This is a genomic window from Pseudomonas sp. RIT-PI-o, from assembly GCF_001297215.1.
Classification (GTDB): domain Bacteria; phylum Pseudomonadota; class Gammaproteobacteria; order Pseudomonadales; family Pseudomonadaceae; genus Aquipseudomonas; species Aquipseudomonas moraviensis_A.
Window position 1 is genome coordinate 371,402 of sequence record NZ_LHPA01000011.1, and the last position, 17,237, is coordinate 388,638.

Annotated in this window: 17 protein-coding genes; 9 read left to right on the forward strand and 8 right to left on the reverse strand. The window is 60.6% G+C overall.

Going from position 1 to position 17,237, the window contains the following annotated elements; all coding sequences use genetic code 11:
* Positions 1-71: 71 nt before the first annotated feature.
* From xylA to AEQ63_RS04265, 4 genes are all read left to right on the forward strand, one after another.
* Entirely contained in the window at positions 72-1,388 is a 1,317-nt protein-coding gene (gene xylA, locus AEQ63_RS04250; RefSeq protein WP_064361896.1) for a xylose isomerase, read from the forward strand.
* A 147-nt stretch (positions 1,389-1,535) separates the two neighbouring features.
* Positions 1,536-2,537: a D-xylose ABC transporter substrate-binding protein gene (xylF, locus tag AEQ63_RS04255; protein WP_064361897.1), complete on the forward strand. Its 1,002-nt coding sequence runs from the start codon at positions 1,536-1,538 to the stop codon at positions 2,535-2,537.
* Positions 2,538-2,688: 151 nt separating this feature from the next.
* Positions 2,689-4,245 carry a D-xylose ABC transporter ATP-binding protein gene (gene xylG / locus AEQ63_RS04260; protein WP_064361898.1) on the forward strand — a complete coding sequence of 519 codons (1,557 nt, stop codon included), beginning with the start codon at positions 2,689-2,691 and terminating at the stop codon, positions 4,243-4,245.
* Positions 4,246-5,382: a sugar ABC transporter permease gene (locus tag AEQ63_RS04265; protein WP_064361899.1), complete on the forward strand. Its 1,137-nt coding sequence runs from the start codon at positions 4,246-4,248 to the stop codon at positions 5,380-5,382.
* A 93-nt stretch (positions 5,383-5,475) separates the two neighbouring features.
* Here the strand turns inward: AEQ63_RS04265 and AEQ63_RS04270 are convergent, their stop codons facing one another.
* Positions 5,476-6,102, reverse strand: coding sequence for a hydrolase (locus AEQ63_RS04270; protein WP_064361900.1), 627 nt, complete (start codon positions 6,100-6,102; stop codon positions 5,476-5,478).
* A 222-nt stretch (positions 6,103-6,324) separates the two neighbouring features.
* Here AEQ63_RS04270 and AEQ63_RS04275 point away from each other — a divergent pair, with 222 nt between their 5' ends.
* Entirely contained in the window at positions 6,325-7,221 is an 897-nt protein-coding gene (locus AEQ63_RS04275; protein WP_064361901.1) for a LysR family transcriptional regulator, read from the forward strand.
* A 28-nt stretch (positions 7,222-7,249) separates the two neighbouring features.
* Positions 7,250-7,741 (forward strand): AAA family ATPase, encoded by a 492-nt coding sequence (locus AEQ63_RS04280; RefSeq protein ID WP_064361902.1) that lies wholly within the window; start codon positions 7,250-7,252, stop codon positions 7,739-7,741.
* A 17-nt stretch (positions 7,742-7,758) separates the two neighbouring features.
* Here the strand turns inward: AEQ63_RS04280 and AEQ63_RS04285 are convergent, their stop codons facing one another.
* From AEQ63_RS04285 to AEQ63_RS04300, 4 genes are all read right to left on the reverse strand, one after another.
* On the reverse strand, positions 7,759-8,493 hold the full coding sequence (locus tag AEQ63_RS04285; RefSeq protein ID WP_064361903.1) for an NADPH-dependent F420 reductase: 735 nt from the start codon (positions 8,491-8,493) through the stop codon (positions 7,759-7,761).
* A 65-nt stretch (positions 8,494-8,558) separates the two neighbouring features.
* Positions 8,559-8,990: a MarR family winged helix-turn-helix transcriptional regulator gene (locus tag AEQ63_RS04290; RefSeq protein WP_064361904.1), complete on the reverse strand. Its 432-nt coding sequence runs from the start codon at positions 8,988-8,990 to the stop codon at positions 8,559-8,561.
* A 142-nt stretch (positions 8,991-9,132) separates the two neighbouring features.
* Entirely contained in the window at positions 9,133-10,440 is a 1,308-nt protein-coding gene (gene dctA, locus AEQ63_RS04295) for a C4-dicarboxylate transporter DctA (protein WP_042610193.1), read from the reverse strand.
* 102 nt (positions 10,441-10,542) lie between these two features.
* Positions 10,543-11,712, reverse strand: a complete 1,170-nt coding sequence (locus AEQ63_RS04300; RefSeq protein ID WP_064361905.1) for a mandelate racemase/muconate lactonizing enzyme family protein — start codon at positions 11,710-11,712, stop codon at positions 10,543-10,545.
* Between the two features lie 98 nt (positions 11,713-11,810).
* Between AEQ63_RS04300 and AEQ63_RS04305 the strand changes: the two genes are divergently transcribed.
* Complete coding sequence (locus tag AEQ63_RS04305) at positions 11,811-12,686, forward strand: LysR family transcriptional regulator (protein ID WP_064361906.1); 876 nt, start codon at positions 11,811-11,813, stop codon at positions 12,684-12,686.
* Positions 12,687-13,093: 407 nt separating this feature from the next.
* Here the strand turns inward: AEQ63_RS04305 and AEQ63_RS04310 are convergent, their stop codons facing one another.
* Positions 13,094-14,062, reverse strand: coding sequence for an oxidoreductase (locus AEQ63_RS04310; RefSeq protein ID WP_064361907.1), 969 nt, complete (start codon positions 14,060-14,062; stop codon positions 13,094-13,096).
* 87 nt (positions 14,063-14,149) lie between these two features.
* Here AEQ63_RS04310 and AEQ63_RS04315 point away from each other — a divergent pair, with 87 nt between their 5' ends.
* Together AEQ63_RS04315 and AEQ63_RS04320 are read left to right on the forward strand one after the other, a co-directional pair.
* Positions 14,150-15,070 carry an AraC family transcriptional regulator gene (locus AEQ63_RS04315; protein WP_231982503.1) on the forward strand — a complete coding sequence of 307 codons (921 nt, stop codon included), beginning with the start codon at positions 14,150-14,152 and terminating at the stop codon, positions 15,068-15,070.
* Between the two features lie 51 nt (positions 15,071-15,121).
* The gene (locus AEQ63_RS04320; RefSeq protein ID WP_064362052.1) at positions 15,122-15,574 is read left to right on the forward strand and encodes a thiol-disulfide oxidoreductase DCC family protein; all 453 of its coding nucleotides are present in this window, start codon (positions 15,122-15,124) and stop codon (positions 15,572-15,574) included.
* Here the strand turns inward: AEQ63_RS04320 and AEQ63_RS04325 are convergent.
* The gene (locus AEQ63_RS04325; RefSeq protein ID WP_042609662.1) at positions 15,557-16,054 is read right to left on the reverse strand and encodes a DUF2269 family protein; all 498 of its coding nucleotides are present in this window, start codon (positions 16,052-16,054) and stop codon (positions 15,557-15,559) included. The genes AEQ63_RS04320 and AEQ63_RS04325 overlap by 18 nt on opposite strands.
* A 1-nt stretch (position 16,055) precedes the next feature.
* Positions 16,056-17,183, reverse strand: a complete 1,128-nt coding sequence (locus AEQ63_RS04330) for a saccharopine dehydrogenase family protein (protein WP_064361908.1) — start codon at positions 17,181-17,183, stop codon at positions 16,056-16,058.
* Between the last annotated feature and the right edge of the window lie 54 nt (positions 17,184-17,237).

The window sequence follows — 17,237 nt, forward strand, 5'->3', positions numbered from 1 at the left end:
TTTTCATAATCAGCAGGCACGGGGCCGTTGCTAGTATCGAGACACCGCCAAGAACAACAAGGACAAGGTCAATGCAGTACTTCCCCAATATCGAGCCGGTTCGCTACGAAGGCCCGAACAGTGATTCGCCCCTCGCTTTCCGTCACTACGACGCCAATAAACTGATCCTCGGCAAGCCGATGCGCGAACACCTGCGCATGGCCGCCTGCTACTGGCACACCTTCGTCTGGCCGGGCTCCGATGTGTTTGGCGCCGGCACCTTCAAACGCCCATGGCATGGCAGCGGCGAGCCGATGCAACTGGCGATCGGCAAGGCTGAAGCAGCGTTCGAGTTCTTCAGCAAACTGGGCATCGATTACTACTGCTTTCACGACACGGACGTCGCCCCCGAGGGCAACTCGCTGAAGGAGTACCGCGAACACTTCGCGCAAATGGTCGATCGCCTCGAACAGCATCAGGAACAGAGTGGCATCAAGCTGCTCTGGGGCACCGCCAACTGCTTCAGCAACCCACGCTTTGCTGCCGGTGCCGCGAGCAATCCGGATCCGGAAGTGTTCGCCTGCGCCGCCGCGCAAGTGTTCAGCGCGATGAACGCGACCCATCGCCTCAAGGGTTCCAACTACGTTCTGTGGGGTGGCCGCGAAGGTTACGAAACCCTGCTCAACACCGACCTGAAACGCGAGCGCGAACAACTCGGGCGCTTCATGCGCATGGTGGTCGAGCACAAGCACAAGATCGGTTTCACCGGTGACCTGTTGATCGAGCCCAAGCCGCAGGAGCCGACCAAGCACCAGTACGATTACGACAGCGCCACGGTATTCGGCTTTCTCCAGCAGTACGGTCTGGAAAAGGAAATCAAGGTCAACATCGAAGCCAACCACGCGACCCTCGCCGGTCACAGCTTCCATCACGAAATCGCCACGGCTGCCTCGCTGGGGATTTTCGGCAGCATCGATGCCAACCGTGGCGATCCGCAGAACGGCTGGGACACCGACCAGTTCCCCAACAGCGTCGAGGAAATGACCCTGGCCACCTATGAAATCCTCAAGGCCGGCGGGTTCAAGAATGGCGGCTTCAATTTCGACTCCAAAGTGCGCCGTCAGAGTCTCGACGAGATCGACCTGTTCCACGGCCACGTCGGTGCTATGGACGTCCTCGCCCTGTCGCTGGAACGCGCCGCTGCGATGATTGAGAACGATCACCTGCAAACCCTCAAGGACCAACGCTACGCCGGCTGGCGTCAGCCGTTCGGGCAAGCGGTCATGGCGGGCGACTTCAATCTCGAGTCTTTGGCCGAGCACGCGTTCACCAACGAGTTGAACCCGCAAGCCGTCAGTGGCCGTCAGGAAATGCTGGAAAACATCGTCAATCGCTACCTCTATCGCTGATCGCCAAGGAGCGCTGCCGACGCCACGACGCTGTGACAATTGCACGACAATTCTGTGCCTGCGGCGTCGGCAGATTCTCTACAGTTCTACCAGCCCGATTCATCGTCAGGCCGTGTCTTTCCAACAAAAATAAAAGGACGCACCACCATGAAGAACTTGAAACGTACGCTGTTGGCCAGTGCTCTGGCGTTGTTGGCCCTGCCGGTAATGGCTGACGCTACCCACCCGAAAATCGGTTTCTCCATTGATGACCTGCGTCTGGAACGCTGGTCGCGCGATCGCGATTACTTCGTCGCGGCGGCGGAAAAAATGGACGCCAAGGTCTTTGTACAATCAGCCGATGCCAACGAGCAGAAGCAGATTTCGCAGATCGAAAACCTCATCTCTCGCCGCGTCGACGTGATCGTCATCGTGCCGTTCAACGCCACCGTGTTGACCAACGCCGTGGCCGAGGCGAAGAAGGCCGGGATCAAAGTGGTGTCTTATGACCGGCTGATCCTCAACGCCGACGTCGACGCCTACATTTCCTTCGATAACGAAAAGGTCGGTGAGATGCAGGCCGGTGGCGTGCTGAAGGCCGCGCCCAAGGGCAATTACTTTCTGTTAGGTGGTGCGCCCACCGACAACAACGCCAAGATCCTCCGTGAAGGCCAGATGAAAGTGCTGCAACCGGCCATCGACAAGGGCGATATCAAGATCGTCGGCCAACAGTGGGTCAAGGAGTGGAACCCGACCGAAGCGCTGAGCATCGTTGAAAACGCCCTGACCCGGAACAACAACAAAATCGACGGCATCGTCGCCTCCAACGACGCCACCGCCGGCGGCGCGATTCAGGCATTGGCGGCGCAGCAACTGGCCGGCAAAGTGCCGATTTCCGGTCAGGACGCCGACCTCGCAGCCGTCAAACGAGTGATCGCCGGCACGCAAACCATGACCGTGTACAAGCCGCTGAAACTCATCGCTTCCGAGGCAGCCAAGCTCTCCGTGCAACTGGCGCGCAACGAGAAACCGGCCTACACCTCGCAGTACGACAACGGCAGCAAAAAAGTCGACACCATCCTGCTCACGCCAACCCCGCTGACCAAGGACAACATCGACTTGCTCGAACAGGACGGTTTCTACACCAAGGCGCAGATCGCCGGGCAGTGATCCGGACGGTTTGTCCGAAACCCTTGTAGGAGTGAGCCTGCTCGCGATGGCGGCGGGTCAGCCAGCCGAGCAGTATCTGAACTGACGCTATCGCGAGCAGGCTCACTCCTACAGGTCTGGTGTTTGAGTCCTTGGTATACGAGCCTTTTCCATGTCCGACTATCTGCTGCAAATGAACGGCATCGTCAAAACCTTCGGCGGTGTCAAAGCGCTCAACGGCATCGACATCAAGGTCAGGCCCGGTGAATGCGTGGGCCTGTGTGGCGAGAATGGCGCCGGCAAGTCGACGCTGATGAAGATCCTCTCGGCGGTCTATCCCCATGGCACCTGGGACGGTGAAATCCTCTGGGACGGGCAACCGCTCAGGGCGCAATCGATCAGCGAAACCGAAACCGCCGGCATCGTCATCATTCATCAGGAACTGACCCTGGTTCCCGACCTGTCGGTGGCCGAGAACATCTTCATGGGCCATGAGCTGACGCTGCCCGGCGGGCGCATGAACTACCCGGCAATGATCCACCGTGCCGAAGCCTTGATGCGTGAGCTGAAAGTGCCGGACATGAATGTCTCGCTGCCGGTTTCGCAATACGGCGGCGGTTATCAGCAACTGGTGGAAATCGCCAAGGCGCTGAACAAACAGGCGCGTCTGCTGATCCTCGATGAGCCTTCCTCCGCCTTGAGCCGTTCGGAAATCGAGGTGCTGCTGGACATCATCCGCGACCTTAAGGCCAAGGGTGTGGCCTGCGTTTATATCTCGCACAAGCTCGATGAAGTTGCCGCCGTGTGCGACACCATTTCGGTGATCCGCGACGGCAAACACATCGCCACCACCGCCATGGCCGACATGGACATCCCGCAGATCATCACGCAGATGGTCGGTCGCGAGATGAGCAACCTCTACCCCAGCGAGCCGCACGAGATTGGCGAGGTGATTTTCGAGGCGCGCCACATTACCTGCTACGACGTCGACAACCCCAAGCGCAAACGGGTCGACGACATTTCCTTCAGCCTCAAACGCGGCGAGATTCTCGGCATTGCCGGGCTGGTCGGTGCCGGCCGGACCGAACTGGTCACCGCACTGTTCGGTGCCTATCCCGGCCGCCATGAAGGCGAAGTCTGGCTGCACGGCCAACCGATCGACACGCGCACGCCGCTGAAAGCGATCCGCGCCGGCCTGTGCCTGGTGCCCGAGGATCGCAAGCGCCAGGGCATCATTCCCGACCTCGGTGTCGGCCAGAACATCACCCTCGCCGTACTCGAAAGCTATTCGAAAATGACCCGCATCGATGCCGAAGCCGAACTGGGCTGCATCGACCGGGAAATCTCCCGCCTGCATCTGAAGACCGCAAGTCCGTCCCTGCCGATCACCAGCCTCTCTGGCGGTAACCAGCAGAAAGCCGTACTTGCCAAGATGCTCCTGGCGAAACCGCGCGTGCTGATTCTCGACGAACCGACCCGAGGCGTGGACGTCGGCGCCAAGTATGAGATCTACAAGTTGATGGGCGCGCTGGCCGCCGAGGGCGTGTCGATCATCATGGTTTCGTCGGAACTGGCCGAAGTGCTCGGCGTGTCCGACCGCGTGCTGGTGATCGGCGAAGGCCAACTGCGCGGCGATTTCGTCAACCATGAACTGACCCAGGAACAGGTGCTCGCCGCCGCCCTCAGCCAGCCGGGCAGCCATAACAATAATGATCGGAAAACCGCGTAAATGAATCAGGTCAAACAACTGTTCACCCGCTACAAGATGCTCGCGCTGGTATTTGCCGTGGTGCTGATCTGGCTGTTCTTCAGCTGGCAGACCGAGGGCGGTTTCCTCACCCCGCGCAACCTCTCCAACCTGCTGCGGCAGATGTCGATTACCGGAATTCTCGCCTGCGGCATGGTGCTGGTGATCATCAGCGGCGAGATCGATTTGTCGGTCGGCTCATTGCTCGGCCTGCTCGGTGGACTCGCGGCGATCCTCGACGTGGTCTATCACATTCCGCTGCTGGCGAATCTGAGTCTGGTAGCCCTGTGCGGGTTGGTCATCGGGCTTGCCAACGGCTACATGGCTGCGTATCTGCGCATACCGTCATTTATCGTCGGCCTCGGTGGCATGCTCGCGTTTCGCGGCATTCTGCTGGGGATCACCGGCGGCACTACCATCGCCCCGGTATCGCCGGAGCTGGTGTATGTCGGCCAGGGTTATCTGCCCCACGCGATCGGCACCGGCCTGGGTATTGTGCTGTTCGTGCTGACGATTTTTCTGACCTGGAGACAGCGCCGCAACCGCGCCCTGCATGGCCTGGCGGCGCATTCGCTGGTGCGTGATGTTGTGCGCGTGCTGGTGATCGGCGCGGTGCTGGCCGGCTTCGTCCAGACCCTCAACAGCTATGACGGCATTCCGGTGCCGGTCCTGCTGTTGCTGATTCTGCTCGGCGTGTTCAGCTACGTCACCAGCCAGACCGTGTTCGGCCGCCGGGTCTATTCGGTCGGCAGCAACATGGAAGCGACGCGCCTGTCCGGGATCAACGTGCAGGCGGTCAAGCTGTGGATCTTCGGCATCATGGGCGTGATGTGCGCCCTAGCCGGCGTGGTCAACACCGCACGCCTCGCAGCGGGCTCACCGTCGGCCGGGAGCATGGGCGAACTCGACGCCATCGCCGCCTGCTTCATCGGCGGCACCTCCATGCGCGGCGGCTCCGGCACCGTCTACGGCGCCCTCCTCGGCGCATTGGTGATCACCAGCCTGGATAACGGCATGTCGATGCTCGACGTCGACAGTTACTGGCAGATGATCGTCAAGGGCAGCATTCTGGTGCTCGCGGTCTGGGTGGATGTGAGCACGCGCACGGCGCGGCGTTGAAACGTTGCAGGTGAGTTGGTAAAACGCCAATGAGGCCTGATCACAGGCCTCACTTTTTCCTATCAACGGCGTGAACTGTCTCTTGCGACTGGCTTAAGCGTGCTTTTCTGCGTTGAAACCATCGGCGTTTTCAAACACCCCCATGAAGCCCGGAACAGTGGCCTCACGCGCCCAATCACGCTGCAGTTCGCAATACATCTGCACCCGGCTGATCAGTTTTGCCCCGGCCTGTTCCATCCGCCGCAACGCGGCTTCATGCGCGGCAACCGAGGTACCACCGACCGCATCGACCGGCACGTAGACTTCATAACCTTCCTGGATCGCATCCAGCACCGGGAAGGTCAGGCACGCCTCAGTCCACAGCGCGGTCATGATCAATTTGCGTCGGCCCATGGCCTTGACCGCTTGTTTGAACTCGACGTCTTCCCAGCTGTTGATCGAAGTGCGGTCGTAGGTCGGCAGATGCCCCAGCACATCCTGCAATGGCTGAATTGGCGGCTTGTTGCGCCCGGTCGCAACGTTGACCGTCGAGTGCACGATGGGCAGGTTGTAGTTGACGGCCGCCTTGGCCACGCTGGTGATGTTGAACACCAACTCATCGCGCGGCATGGAGCGGATCGAGGACACCTGGATCGGTTGGTAGTCGATGATGATCAGCGCCGCGTTTTCCGGCGACAGGAGTTGATCGGTGAGCGGGTTGCGGATCTTTTCGCTTGTCATGTGTTGCTCCTGCTTCTAGTTGTCTTTTTACGCGTAGCGAAGCGTGAGAGTCCGCTTGATGGCTTGGCGGGCGCTCACTGCTTTCGCTGGCGCGGGAGGATCACTTCATTCCGGAGCACGGCCGTTGGCCGAGTTGTCCGGAAGCAGGATTGTGCTGTTGCGGGACTCGTCGCAGTAGTAGCATCGCGTGCGTTGCTGTGTCGCACTTTGAGGAACGCCGATTTGGATATCGAAGAGCTGCAAACCTTTGTAGAGGTCGCTGATGCGGGCGGTATATCGTCTGCCGCGATCCGGCTGGGCGTGTCCAAATCGATCGTCAGCCGCAGGCTCGCGAGGCTGGAAACGGAGTTGGGCATTCAATTGCTGGCGCGCACGACACGTGGCGCGGCGCTTACCGAGGCCGGAACAACCTTTCGCGAGCATGCCGCCCGGGTCTGTGCCGAAATCGACCTGGCGAAGGAAACGATATTGCCTTCCGGCGCTCTCCGTGGGCGTTTGAGAATCGCCGCGCCGCTATCCTTCGGGCCGACTCACTTCGCGCCCATGCTCGCGGAAATGGCTCGTCGTCATCCGCAGCTGCAAATACAGACCTGCTACAGCGATCGCTTCGTTGACCTGATTGCCGAAGGTTATGACTGTGCGATCCGCGTTGGCTATCTACCCGACTCCAACCTGATCGCCAGAGGCATCGGGCCGATTTTCACCAAACTCGTCGCCAGCCCCGATTACCTAAAAGCCCACGGCGAACCCGAATCGCCGCAGGCGCTGGGCGACCACGAGGCGCTGATGCAAGCGACCGAAACGTGGCAATTCATGGATGGCGACAAGGTTATCTCGGTGCGTCCGCAAGGCCGCTTCAAGGCGGACAACGGGGTGGCGCTGGTCGCGGCGGCAAGAGCGGGTCTGGGTGTCGCCTATCTGCCGGATTGCCTGACTTATGAACATGTCATCTCCGGTGCGCTGGTGCCGATCATGACTCGATTCCCACCGCCGCCCGCCGGCGCCTACGTGGTCCGCCCACCCGGGCCGCATCCGGCGCGCAAGATTCACGCCCTGGCCGAACTGTTGATTGAATCGTTCGGCCAGTCACCCCATTTCGCCAAGCCTGTATCTGTGTGATACCCACCTCGGAAGAAGGACCTGTCCGATGCCAACACCTGTGCTCCATCTCTTGTGCGGCAAAATCGCTGCCGGAAAATCCACGCTGGCCCGATCATTACAGGCTGAACACTCAGCCATCCTGCTCAGCGAAGATCACTGGCTGGCCAGGCTTTACCCTGAGCAGATCAATTCGGTTGCCGACTACGTCCGCCATGCGAAGCAGATCCGTCAGGTTCTCGGCCCGCTGGTAACGGACATGCTCGCTGCGGGAGTTGCCGTGGTGCTGGATTTCCCGGCCAACACCCCGACCGACCGGCAATGGCTGCGCGGCCTCGCAGACGCGGCGCAGGTTGCTCATCGGCTGCACTACCTCGAAGTCGACGATGACACCTGCCGGCGCCGACTGCATCAGCGCAATGCACGCGCCGAACATGAGTTCGCGGCGACCGACGCCGAATTCGATCTGATCACCAGCTACTTTCGTGCCCCGGATGTTTCGGAGGGGTTGGTCGTTGAAGTTCATCGACTTCAGACCTGAAGGTGTCGGCTCGCTAATCAGGCAGTCATTTCCCGATTGATCGCAACCATCTGCTCGCGGGTGAACTCACTGTTTGGCGCCATGAATCGGGCCATCAAGGCATCACGGTTCAGCGGCGCGCGGGCCTTGTCGGCAGCTTCGAGCGCCTGCTTCAGTTCCGGCAAGGTCAGTTCGGTGCAGTAAGCCGGGGTCCCGGGTTGTTGACGCCATGAGTCCTGAAGGCTGCCCGCAGCGAGCGCGGTGAATCCGCTTTCTTCGACCAGATCCTGCGCGATCGCCTCGGCACGCACATCATCGCCGGCGACTGGCAAGGCGATGCGAGTTGCGGATTCAGCAGGTTGACCTTGATCGGCCAGCGTAGCGGCGAGTACGGCATTCCACGCTTTGATCAGCGGGCGGCCGATCTGCTCGCTGACCCAGACGCTCTCAGGTTTGCCCTCGTCCACTGCCTTGATCACCCCGTCACGCTGCGGATAGTAATTGGAGGTGTCGATGACCACGACTTGCTCGGGAACCTGGCTCAGCGTCTGCTTCAGATCAGGGTATTTGGCGAAGGGAATCGACAGGATGATCACATCGACGTCGGACACCGCCTGCTCTTTGGTGACAGCCTTGGCACCGACTTCGTCAGCAAGCGCCTGAATGCTTTGCGGGTCTTTCGAGTTGGCCAGTTTGACCTGATGACCGCACGCAGCCAGCTTGCGCGCCAGCGTCGCGCCGATGTGGCCGGCGCCGATGATTCCGATGTTCATTTCAATACCCTCTCTGATACGTGTGTTATCGCCCTGTGGAGCGCGCGTTTGTCTTCAGTCATGGCTCAGTCAGCCGCCGGATGGGCAAGCGCATCCAGCGTCAGACGCAGCGCCTCAATCCCCTGCTCATCAAGCTGGCAGGCCGTCTTGATTTTGCCGGTGATGGCTCTGATGTCGTCTTCCATAGCCCGGCTTTCGGGCGTCAGGTCGATCAGCACGCGGCGCTCATCTGCCGGATCGCGCTTGCGCGTGACCAACCCGGCGCTTTCCAGCCGTTTGAGCAGCGGCGTGATGGTTCCGGCGTCCATCGCCAGGTAAGTACCGAGTTCGCCCACAGACAATGGAGCGCCATCCAGAAGCTGCAGGATCACCAGGTACTGCGGAAAGGTTAAGCCCAGCGGTTCCAGATACGGCTTGTGCAAACGCACGACCCGATTGGCGGCGGCGTAGAGGGAAAACGACAGCTGCGTTCCCACTTGGTTTCGGTTCGAGCTCATTTCATAGTTCGCTATTGTATAGTGCACTATATATTTCATGAGAACGATTCGAGTGTCAACCTAGGCAACCCAATACGGTATCGATCAGTGCCTCTGTCAGCGATCCGGATCGCCAACAGAGGAACACCGCACGCTTGGCGAATTACTTGTGCACCAGCAGCGACTTGCGCGCTGCCTTGTCCTGCTTCATGGCGGCGATTTCCCGCTCGCACGCTTCGACATCGAACGACTTGTCCCATTTGGCGATGGCGATGGTGCCTATGCCGTTACCGATCAGGTTGGTCACGGCTCGCGCCTCGTTGAGGAAGCGGTCGATGCCCAGCAGCAACACCAGGCCCACCAGCGGTATCGAGTGAATGGTGGTGAGGGTGGCCGCGAGTGTCACAAAACCTGCTCCCGCCACTCCGGCCGAGCCCTTGGACGTGAGTAGAAATACGCCGAGCAGAATCATCTGATCCATGAAGGTCAGCGGCGTATTGGTCGCCTGGGCAATGAAAATCGCCGCCATGGTCAGGTAGATGCAGGTGCCGTCTGCGTTGAAGGTGTAGCCCGTCGGCAGGACCATGCCGACCACTGATTTCTTGCAGCCGAGCTTTTCCAGTTTGACCATCATTCGCGGCAGTACCGCTTCGGTCGAGCAGGTGCCCAGGGTGATCAGAATTTCATCCTTGAAGTAGCGCAGAAACTGCATCAACGGCATGCCCGACCATCGCGCCACCGCACCCAGCACCACAACAATGAAAATCAACGTGGTGATGTACAGCGCGACCAGCAACTGCCCCAGCGACAGCAAAGTGCCGATCCCATATTTGCCGATGGTGAACGCCATGCCAGCTCCGGCACCCAGCGGCGCCAGGCGCATGACCATCGCCACGATCTTGAACAGGCCTTGCAGGAACAGGTCGATGGTGTTGATCAGCGGCTTGCTGGTTTCGCCCATTTGCACCAAGGCGACGCCCATCAGCACCGACAACAGAATCACCTGCAGCATGACGCCGTTGGAGAAGGCGCCGAGGAAGGTGTGCGGAATGATATTGAGGAAAAATTCGACGAGACCGCCCTGCTCGCTCGCCGCCTGGCTGTATTTGTTGACAGCACTGCCATCGAGTGTGCCGGCGTTGATGTTCATGCCGGCGCCGGGCTTGACCACGTTGACTACGATCAGGCCGACCACCAGAGCGATGGTGGAAAGAATCTCGAAGTAGATCAGCGCTTTCACACCGATGCGACCGACCTCCTTGATACTGCCCATCTTGGCGATACCGACCACCACCGTGCCGAAAATGATCGGCGCCAGGAGCATTTTGATCAGCTTGATGAAACCGTCGGCGAACGGCTGCAGCTTGGCGCCGATGTCCGGCACGAAGTAACCGATGGCAGCACCAATGACGATGCCGATCAGCACCTGCACATAGAGCTGGCTATACCAGCGCGATTTTGAAGTTTCCACGGAAGCACCTCATTTTATTGTTGTGGTGGGCATGTGGCTTTGGCGTCGAGGATGACGCTTGAAAGTGCGGCCTCGGCAAACGAGGCCGCAGATGAAACTGAATCAGCCCTCGCCCAATTCACGCATGACGGCATACAGCGCAGACTTGGCTTCGAAGCCGACACCCGGGATCTCCGGCAGCCCGACATAGCCGTTCTCCACGCGGATACCGTCGGCAAAACCACCGAAGGGCTGGAACACGTCCGGGTACGATTCGTTGCCGCCCAAGTGCAGACCGGCGGCAATGTTCAGCGACATCTGGTGACCGCCATGCGGCACGACACGACGCGAAGACCAACCCAGCTCTTCCATGACTTTGAGGGTGCGCATGTACTCGACGAGCCCGTAGGACAGCGCGCAGTCGAATTGCAGGTAGTCGCGGTCAGGACGCATGCCGCCGTGGCGCAACAGGTTGCGGGCATCCTGGTGAGAGAACAGGTTTTCGCCGGTGGCCATCGGCAGTTCGTAGTGATTGGCCAGCTCGGCCTGGAGCGCGTAATCCAGCGGGTCGCCGACTTCTTCGTACCAGAACAGGTTGTACTTCTTGATCGCTTCGGCATACGCGATACCGGTCTGCAGATCGAAGCGGCCGTTGGCGTCGACCGCCAGGCGCTGGCCGTCGCCCACCACCTCCAGCACCGCTTCGATGCGGCGGATATCTTCGTCCAGCGGCACCGCGCCGATCTTCATCTTGACCACGTCGTAGCCACGATCCAGATAGCCCTGCATTTCGGCCTTGAGTTTGCTCTGGTCCTTGCCCGGGTAGTAATAGCCACCCGCCGCATACACCCAGACCTTGTCATCGGCCACGCCATCGCGATAACGATCGGCAAGCAGGCGATACAGCGGTTTGCCTTCGATCTTCGCCACCGCGTCCCACACCGCCATGTCGATGGTGCCGACCGCTACCGAACGCTCGCCATGCCCGCCGGGTTTTTCGTTGGTCATCAGGGTTTTCCAGATGGCGAACGGATCGAGGTTATTGTTCTCATGATCGATCAGGGTTTCCGGGTCGGCTTCGGTGATCCGCGCCAGAAAGCGATCGCGCATCAACGCGCCCTGACCGTAGCGACCATTGGAGTTGAAGCCGTAACCGATGACCGGTTTACCGTCGCGAATCACGTCGGTTACAACGGCGACGACCGAGCAGGTCATCTTCGAAAAGTCGATGTAGGCATTGGCGATCGGGGAAGCGATGGAGACGGTTTTTTCACGGATATCGACGATACGCATGACGGGTTCCTCTTGTTGTGGTGGCCCAACGTTATGCTTTGCGACGACGCCCGCCCAATGCTATTAATGCCGCGCCCTATGCACAGGAGGCATTGCCCTTGGAACTGGTTTGGCTTGAGGATTTTTCCGCGCTGGCCGAGTACGGCAGCTTTGTCCGGGCCGCTGAAGCGCGCCATGTGACGCAGCCGGCGTTCAGTCGCCGAGTGCGCTCGCTGGAGAACTGGATGGGCGTAGAACTGTTCGTGCGCACCCCGCAAGGCGCGACGTTGACCGAGGCCGGCAGGCAGATTTTGCCCAGTGCTCAGGAAGCGGCCAGACGCCTGTACCGCATGCGTTCCGAAGCCCAGGAAGTGGCGGGCATGGCGGCAAAAACCTTGCAGTTCGCGGCCACTCATTCGCTGTCATTCACCTTCTTCCCGCGCTGGTTGCGCAGTGCCGAAAGGGGTGCGCCGATCGATGCGGTTCGCCTGCATTCCGACAGCATGGCCGTGTGCGAACAGATGCTGATTCATGGCCAGGTGCAGTTCCTGCTGTGCCATCGCCACCCTGACGTACCGCCGTTGCTGGCACCTGATCAGTTCATTGGCAAGAAGGTCGGCGAGGATGTACTCATGCCGCTGGCGAGCGCTTCGGCGCAATTCGGCACTTCGCCCGAAACCCTCCCCTATCTGGCCTACACCCACGAATCGGGCCTGGGCCGAATCGTCGCCCACAGGCTGCACGGCAAGGCTGATTATCTGCATTTGAAACCGCTGTTCAGCAGCCACTTGGCGGCAGTGCTGATGTCGATGGCGCTGGAAAGCAAAGGCGTGGCCTGGCTGCCGAAAAGCCTGACCGAGCAGGAAATGGCCGATGGGCGTCTGGTCAGGGCACTGGATGAAAGTTGGGACATTCCATTGGAAATCCATCTGACTCGCCCGACGGCACCGATCAGTCATTCGGCCGAGGAATTCTGGGCGAAGCTGGGGGATTGATCCGACCGGGCTGAAGCGCGATGGCGGTGCACAGGCGTGACGAGCGCAGGCGAAATGTTGTGTCTGGGTACGACTGGGTTACGGCGGCGCGGCAGCCCCTCACCCCAGCCCTCTCCCGAGGGAGAGGGAGCCGATTTGGGTGCTGTTCAAATCCTGCGTTCGGCTCGGTTGCAAAGGGTCGGCGTGTTTCGGTCATTTATTGTGGTTCGGCTTGAATGAAGCGCTGTGCTTGACGCGGCAACCCACCCCACCCCTCTCCCGAGGGAGAGGGAGCCGATTTGGGCGCTGTTCAAATCCTGCGTTCGGCTCGGTATTTCAGGTCGGCGTACCGCTACTGAACACCTCGGTCAGTCCCCTCTCCCTCCGGGAGAGGGTTAGGGTGAGGGGCTTTTGGCCTTTGACTCGATTCATGCCACCGTGAGCCCCGTCCATTGCTCCGAAACCGTCCAGAGTCGCTCCGCCAACCCGGCATCCGCCGCCCATTTCGCAACACCCTTGCGACCTGTTTCAGGGCCATTGATCGGCGCAACATTGCAGTCTTCGCAATACACACCACCCAAATCCGCAAGCACTCCACTGGTCGCACACCACAACCCGGTAGCGGCGCCCTGCTCGACAGTTTTCAAACCGTTGTGCGGATCCAGCCGTGGCCGACCCTGTTCATCCAGCGCATCGAAGGCGGCGAGTTCCGCCGTGCTCAAGTGCCGTGCCAGATCCGTGAGAATCTGCCCCGGATGCAATGAAAATGCGCGAACGCCATGGCTGCGTCCACGCTGATCGAGGGCGATGGCAAACAAGGCATTGGCGGTTTTCGACTGGCCATAGGCGAGCCATTTGTCATAAGGCCGCCGCAGGAAATCGATGTCGTCAAACTCCACCCCGGCAATCTGATGCCCGCGTGAAGACACCGACAGCACCCGCGCCTGCCCAGACTTGACCAGCACCGGCCAGAGGCCGCAGGTCAGGCGATAGTGGCCCAGATGATTGGTCGCGAACTGGCTCTCGTGGCCGTCGGCATCGCGCAGCAACGGCGCGGCCATGACTCCGGCGCAGTTGATCAGCAACGACACTGGCTGACCCGCGCTGACCAGACTTCGGCTGAACCCCGCCACCGACTCGGCCTGCATCAGATCCATGGGCATTACCCTGACGCCGTCAATCCCGGTCAATGCCGCCTCTGCCCGCGCGGTATCTCTGGCCGGCACAATGACCTGCGCCCCGGCCGCAGCGAGGCTTTTCACCGTCAGCAGACCCAGGCCGGAATACCCGCCCGTGACCACGGCAAGGTGCCCGCGCAGGTCGATGCCGGCCATGACTTCGGCCGCTGTGCTGGCGGCGTTGAACGGTGATTGCACAGGTAGTTGAAGGGTAGCCATGGGCGTAATCCTGAGTGAGCTATCGAAGGCCTTCATTCTTGGCTAAGCTCTGCGGACGAACCAGTCTGATAAATCCAGGTTTCTGTCGTGATCATCCAAAATCCTGCTGGCGATCCACTCTCTGCCGTATTGGCGCTCTCTGAACTGCGCGCAGCCTGTTCGGTTCGTTTGCAGGCGGGAGGCATCTGGGCGCTGCGCTTTCAACCCATCGAACTGAAATTCAATGTCGTGCGACGAGGCGAATGCTGGCTGCGCATGCAGGGTCTGCCGGCGCAGTTGCTGCAGGCCGGCGACTGTTTTGTGGTATCGCGCACGCCGTTCATTCTCGCCAGCGGCGTCGATGTCGAAGCGGTGAATGCAGCGGATGTTTTCGCCCATGACGGTGCCTCGGCGACGTTCGGCATCGGCGAGGGAGTCGAGTTGCTGGGAGGCAGCGTGTCGTTGTCGGGTCCAGGCGCGACGGAGCTGCTTGAGGTGCTGCCAACCTCGCTGATCATTCGCGCCGAGACCGCGGGTGCTTCGTCGTTCGGCTGGCTGCTCGATGAACTGGGCCGCGAATGGCCTTCGCAGCAGGCCGGCTCGCAGGCAATGTGCAACGATCTGCTGCGGCTGATCTTCATCCATGCGCTGCGTCATCACATCAACAGCGCCGATGCCGAACAACTGGCCTGGCTGGGCGGGCTGCGGGAGCCAGCGATTGCCGGCGTGTTGCGCGCCATTCACGCGGCTCCGGAACAACCCTGGCGACTGACTCAAATGGCCGAAATAGCCTGCATGTCGCGATCGGGTTTCGCTGCGCTGTTCAAGACACGCATGGGCCTGGCACCGGTCGAATACGCCACACGCTGGCGGATGCGCGTGGCCGCGTTTCGCTTGCGCAATGGTCGGGACAATGTGGCGACTGTCGCCGCTTCGCTGGGCTATTTGTCCGACGCGGCTTTTGGCGCCGCCTTCCGCCGGGTGCATGGAATATCGCCGGGGCAATACCGCCGCGATCCGTCGCTATAGAACAAGCGCCGGTTGATCAGGGTTATGATCGCGACAACCGCCGCCAAGGACATGCCTGCCATGAAAACCCGCCCTACCCCCGCGCCATTGCTCAAGCCCGGCGAAACCGTGGTGCTGTTCGACGGCGTGTGCAAGCTCTGCAACGGCTGGGCGCGCTTTCTGATACGCCATGATCAACAGCGCCGCGTGCGTCTCGCGGCGGTGCAATCGCCCGAGGGCCAGGCCTTGCTCGCGTGGGCAGGTTTGCCGCTGGATGAGTTCGACACCATGGCGGTGATTCGCGACCGGCATTACTGGGAGCGTTCCGATGCGTTTCTCGAAGTGGTCGGGCAATTGCCGGGGCGCTGGCAGCCACTGAAACTGCTGCGGATACTCCCACGCGGGCTGCGCGACTGGGCTTATGATCGCATCGCCCTGAATCGCTATCGGCTGTTCGGCAAGTACGACACCTGCCTGCTACCAACAGCGGATCATGAAAGCCGTTTTCTAAAGGCCCACGGCTGATCCGATCAGTTGCAGCGGCGTCATCTTCGTCACCATCATCAGCACGATGACAAACATTCCGGCGAACCCGGCGATGCCCATCCAGAACCACCAGCGGTACGTGCTCGCGTAGCGATCATCCAGAAGCTGGCCACCCTCGCCCGCGCTCAACGCCATGCTCTGCAAACGCTTTTGCAAGACCAGCACCGGCAGCCACAGCGCGCCCACACAGAAGAAAATGATCAGCGAAGTCAGCAGCCATTCAGTGCTCATCGACAGCCCCGAAAGGCGCATCAGCAGATAGCCGGTGATGACCTGCACAAACCCCGCCGGCGTGGTGATCCACGTATCAAAGCGCACCACCATCCGTGCGACATGGGCGATCACTTGCGGGTTGCCGCTGCGGCTGGCGGCGATCAGGTAGAGGTAGGAGCCCATGCCGAAACCAAAGAGGAAAATCGCCGCGATTACATGCAGGTATTTCAGACAGAGATAGAGCATCTCAACGCTGCCCTTCGGCGAACTGCACCGACAGACTCAGATTGGCGGGATCGTTGATCGCCGTCAGATATTCCTCGACGCTGATCTCGCCAACGCACGGCCGCGCGCCGGCCTGCGGTACATAACCCCGGGCCATTTTGCAGGCGAGGGCGACGGCGGCGCAGCTGGGGATTTCCGGGCCTTTGTCATTCAGCGCGGTGAGTTGCGCGGTCATGCTCAGCGGCTGGCCGTCGACACCAGTGCCGCGAACATCGATGTACATCGCGCTTTTGCCATCACCGAAACGCTCGAACCACGTGCCCAGTCGATGCAGGCGCGCCGCCCAGCGCCGATGATCGCGCACCAGACCGAAGCGCAAGGCCTGCGCCAGCCAGGCGTTGGCGACACCGCCGAGTTTCAGGCCGGCGCCGGCCTTGAAGCGCAGCGTCTGTGCTCCATAGCGGCGGGCGAAAATATCCATGTCCGGCACATCGACATTGGCCAGCACCCGCGTGCCCAGTTGCGGCATGCTGCGCAGGGTCAGATCGAGCCAGCCCAATACTTCGTGAGTCTGGCCATTCTCCAACTGCCTGATCGGTTTGCCGGCATAAGCGAGCACGCCTTCGACCGTGGACAGCCCAGGCATCTTCGCCGAAGAAGAAATGCCATGCTCGATCGAATCGATCCGTGCAAAACGCGAGCGCTGCTGATCGATGATCGCCGAAGACAAGGTCGGCACCGAGCTGCAGCCGCTGAGCAGCGCCACCCCAGCCTCCTTGGCGCGGGCGTCAAGCACATCGATGCCGTTGACGAAGGTGCGGCAGTCAGCCAGATCGCAATAATTCACACCGGCGCTGATGCAGCTTTCCGCAACCGCGTAGGACTGCCCCTGAAACGGCCCGCCGGTGTGCACGACCAATTGAATGTTCAGCTCGCGCAACGCCGATTGAAACCCCGCGCCCAGCGCATCGCCGCACCAGCCTTGGCTGGTACGGCCCGATTGCGCTTGCAGCTCTTCGACCTTGCGCTGCAACTTGCGCGCATCGCGGCCCGACAACACCAACTCAATCTCTGGCATCTGCGCCAGATGCCGACAAACGATACTGCCGAAATTGCCGTAACCACCGACGACCATCACCCTGAATCCCATTGCCCTGTCCCTGTTCCAGCCTAAACATGTGGCGCAGAGAATATAGGCCGCAGC

Bases quoted from the DNA above. Each gene is read 5' to 3' on its own strand.
- AEQ63_RS04330 (WP_064361908.1), bottom strand. From the start codon at position 17,183: ATGGGATTCAGGGTGATGGTCGTCGGTGGTTACGGCAATTTCGGCAGT.
- xylG (WP_064361898.1), top strand. From the start codon at position 2,689: ATGTCCGACTATCTGCTGCAAATGAACGGCATCGTCAAAACCTTCGGC.
- AEQ63_RS04290 (WP_064361904.1), bottom strand. From the start codon at position 8,990: ATGAGCTCGAACCGAAACCAAGTGGGAACGCAGCTGTCGTTTTCCCTC.
- AEQ63_RS04270 (WP_064361900.1), bottom strand. From the start codon at position 6,102: ATGACAAGCGAAAAGATCCGCAACCCGCTCACCGATCAACTCCTGTCG.
- AEQ63_RS04265 (WP_064361899.1), top strand. From the start codon at position 4,246: ATGAATCAGGTCAAACAACTGTTCACCCGCTACAAGATGCTCGCGCTG.
- xylA (WP_064361896.1), top strand. From the start codon at position 72: ATGCAGTACTTCCCCAATATCGAGCCGGTTCGCTACGAAGGCCCGAAC.
- xylF (WP_064361897.1), top strand. From the start codon at position 1,536: ATGAAGAACTTGAAACGTACGCTGTTGGCCAGTGCTCTGGCGTTGTTG.
- AEQ63_RS04310 (WP_064361907.1), bottom strand. From the start codon at position 14,062: ATGGCTACCCTTCAACTACCTGTGCAATCACCGTTCAACGCCGCCAGC.
- AEQ63_RS04280 (WP_064361902.1), top strand. From the start codon at position 7,250: ATGCCAACACCTGTGCTCCATCTCTTGTGCGGCAAAATCGCTGCCGGA.
- AEQ63_RS04320 (WP_064362052.1), top strand. From the start codon at position 15,122: ATGCCTGCCATGAAAACCCGCCCTACCCCCGCGCCATTGCTCAAGCCC.
- AEQ63_RS04285 (WP_064361903.1), bottom strand. From the start codon at position 8,493: ATGAACATCGGAATCATCGGCGCCGGCCACATCGGCGCGACGCTGGCG.
- AEQ63_RS04300 (WP_064361905.1), bottom strand. From the start codon at position 11,712: ATGCGTATCGTCGATATCCGTGAAAAAACCGTCTCCATCGCTTCCCCG.
- AEQ63_RS04325 (WP_042609662.1), bottom strand. From the start codon at position 16,054: ATGCTCTATCTCTGTCTGAAATACCTGCATGTAATCGCGGCGATTTTC.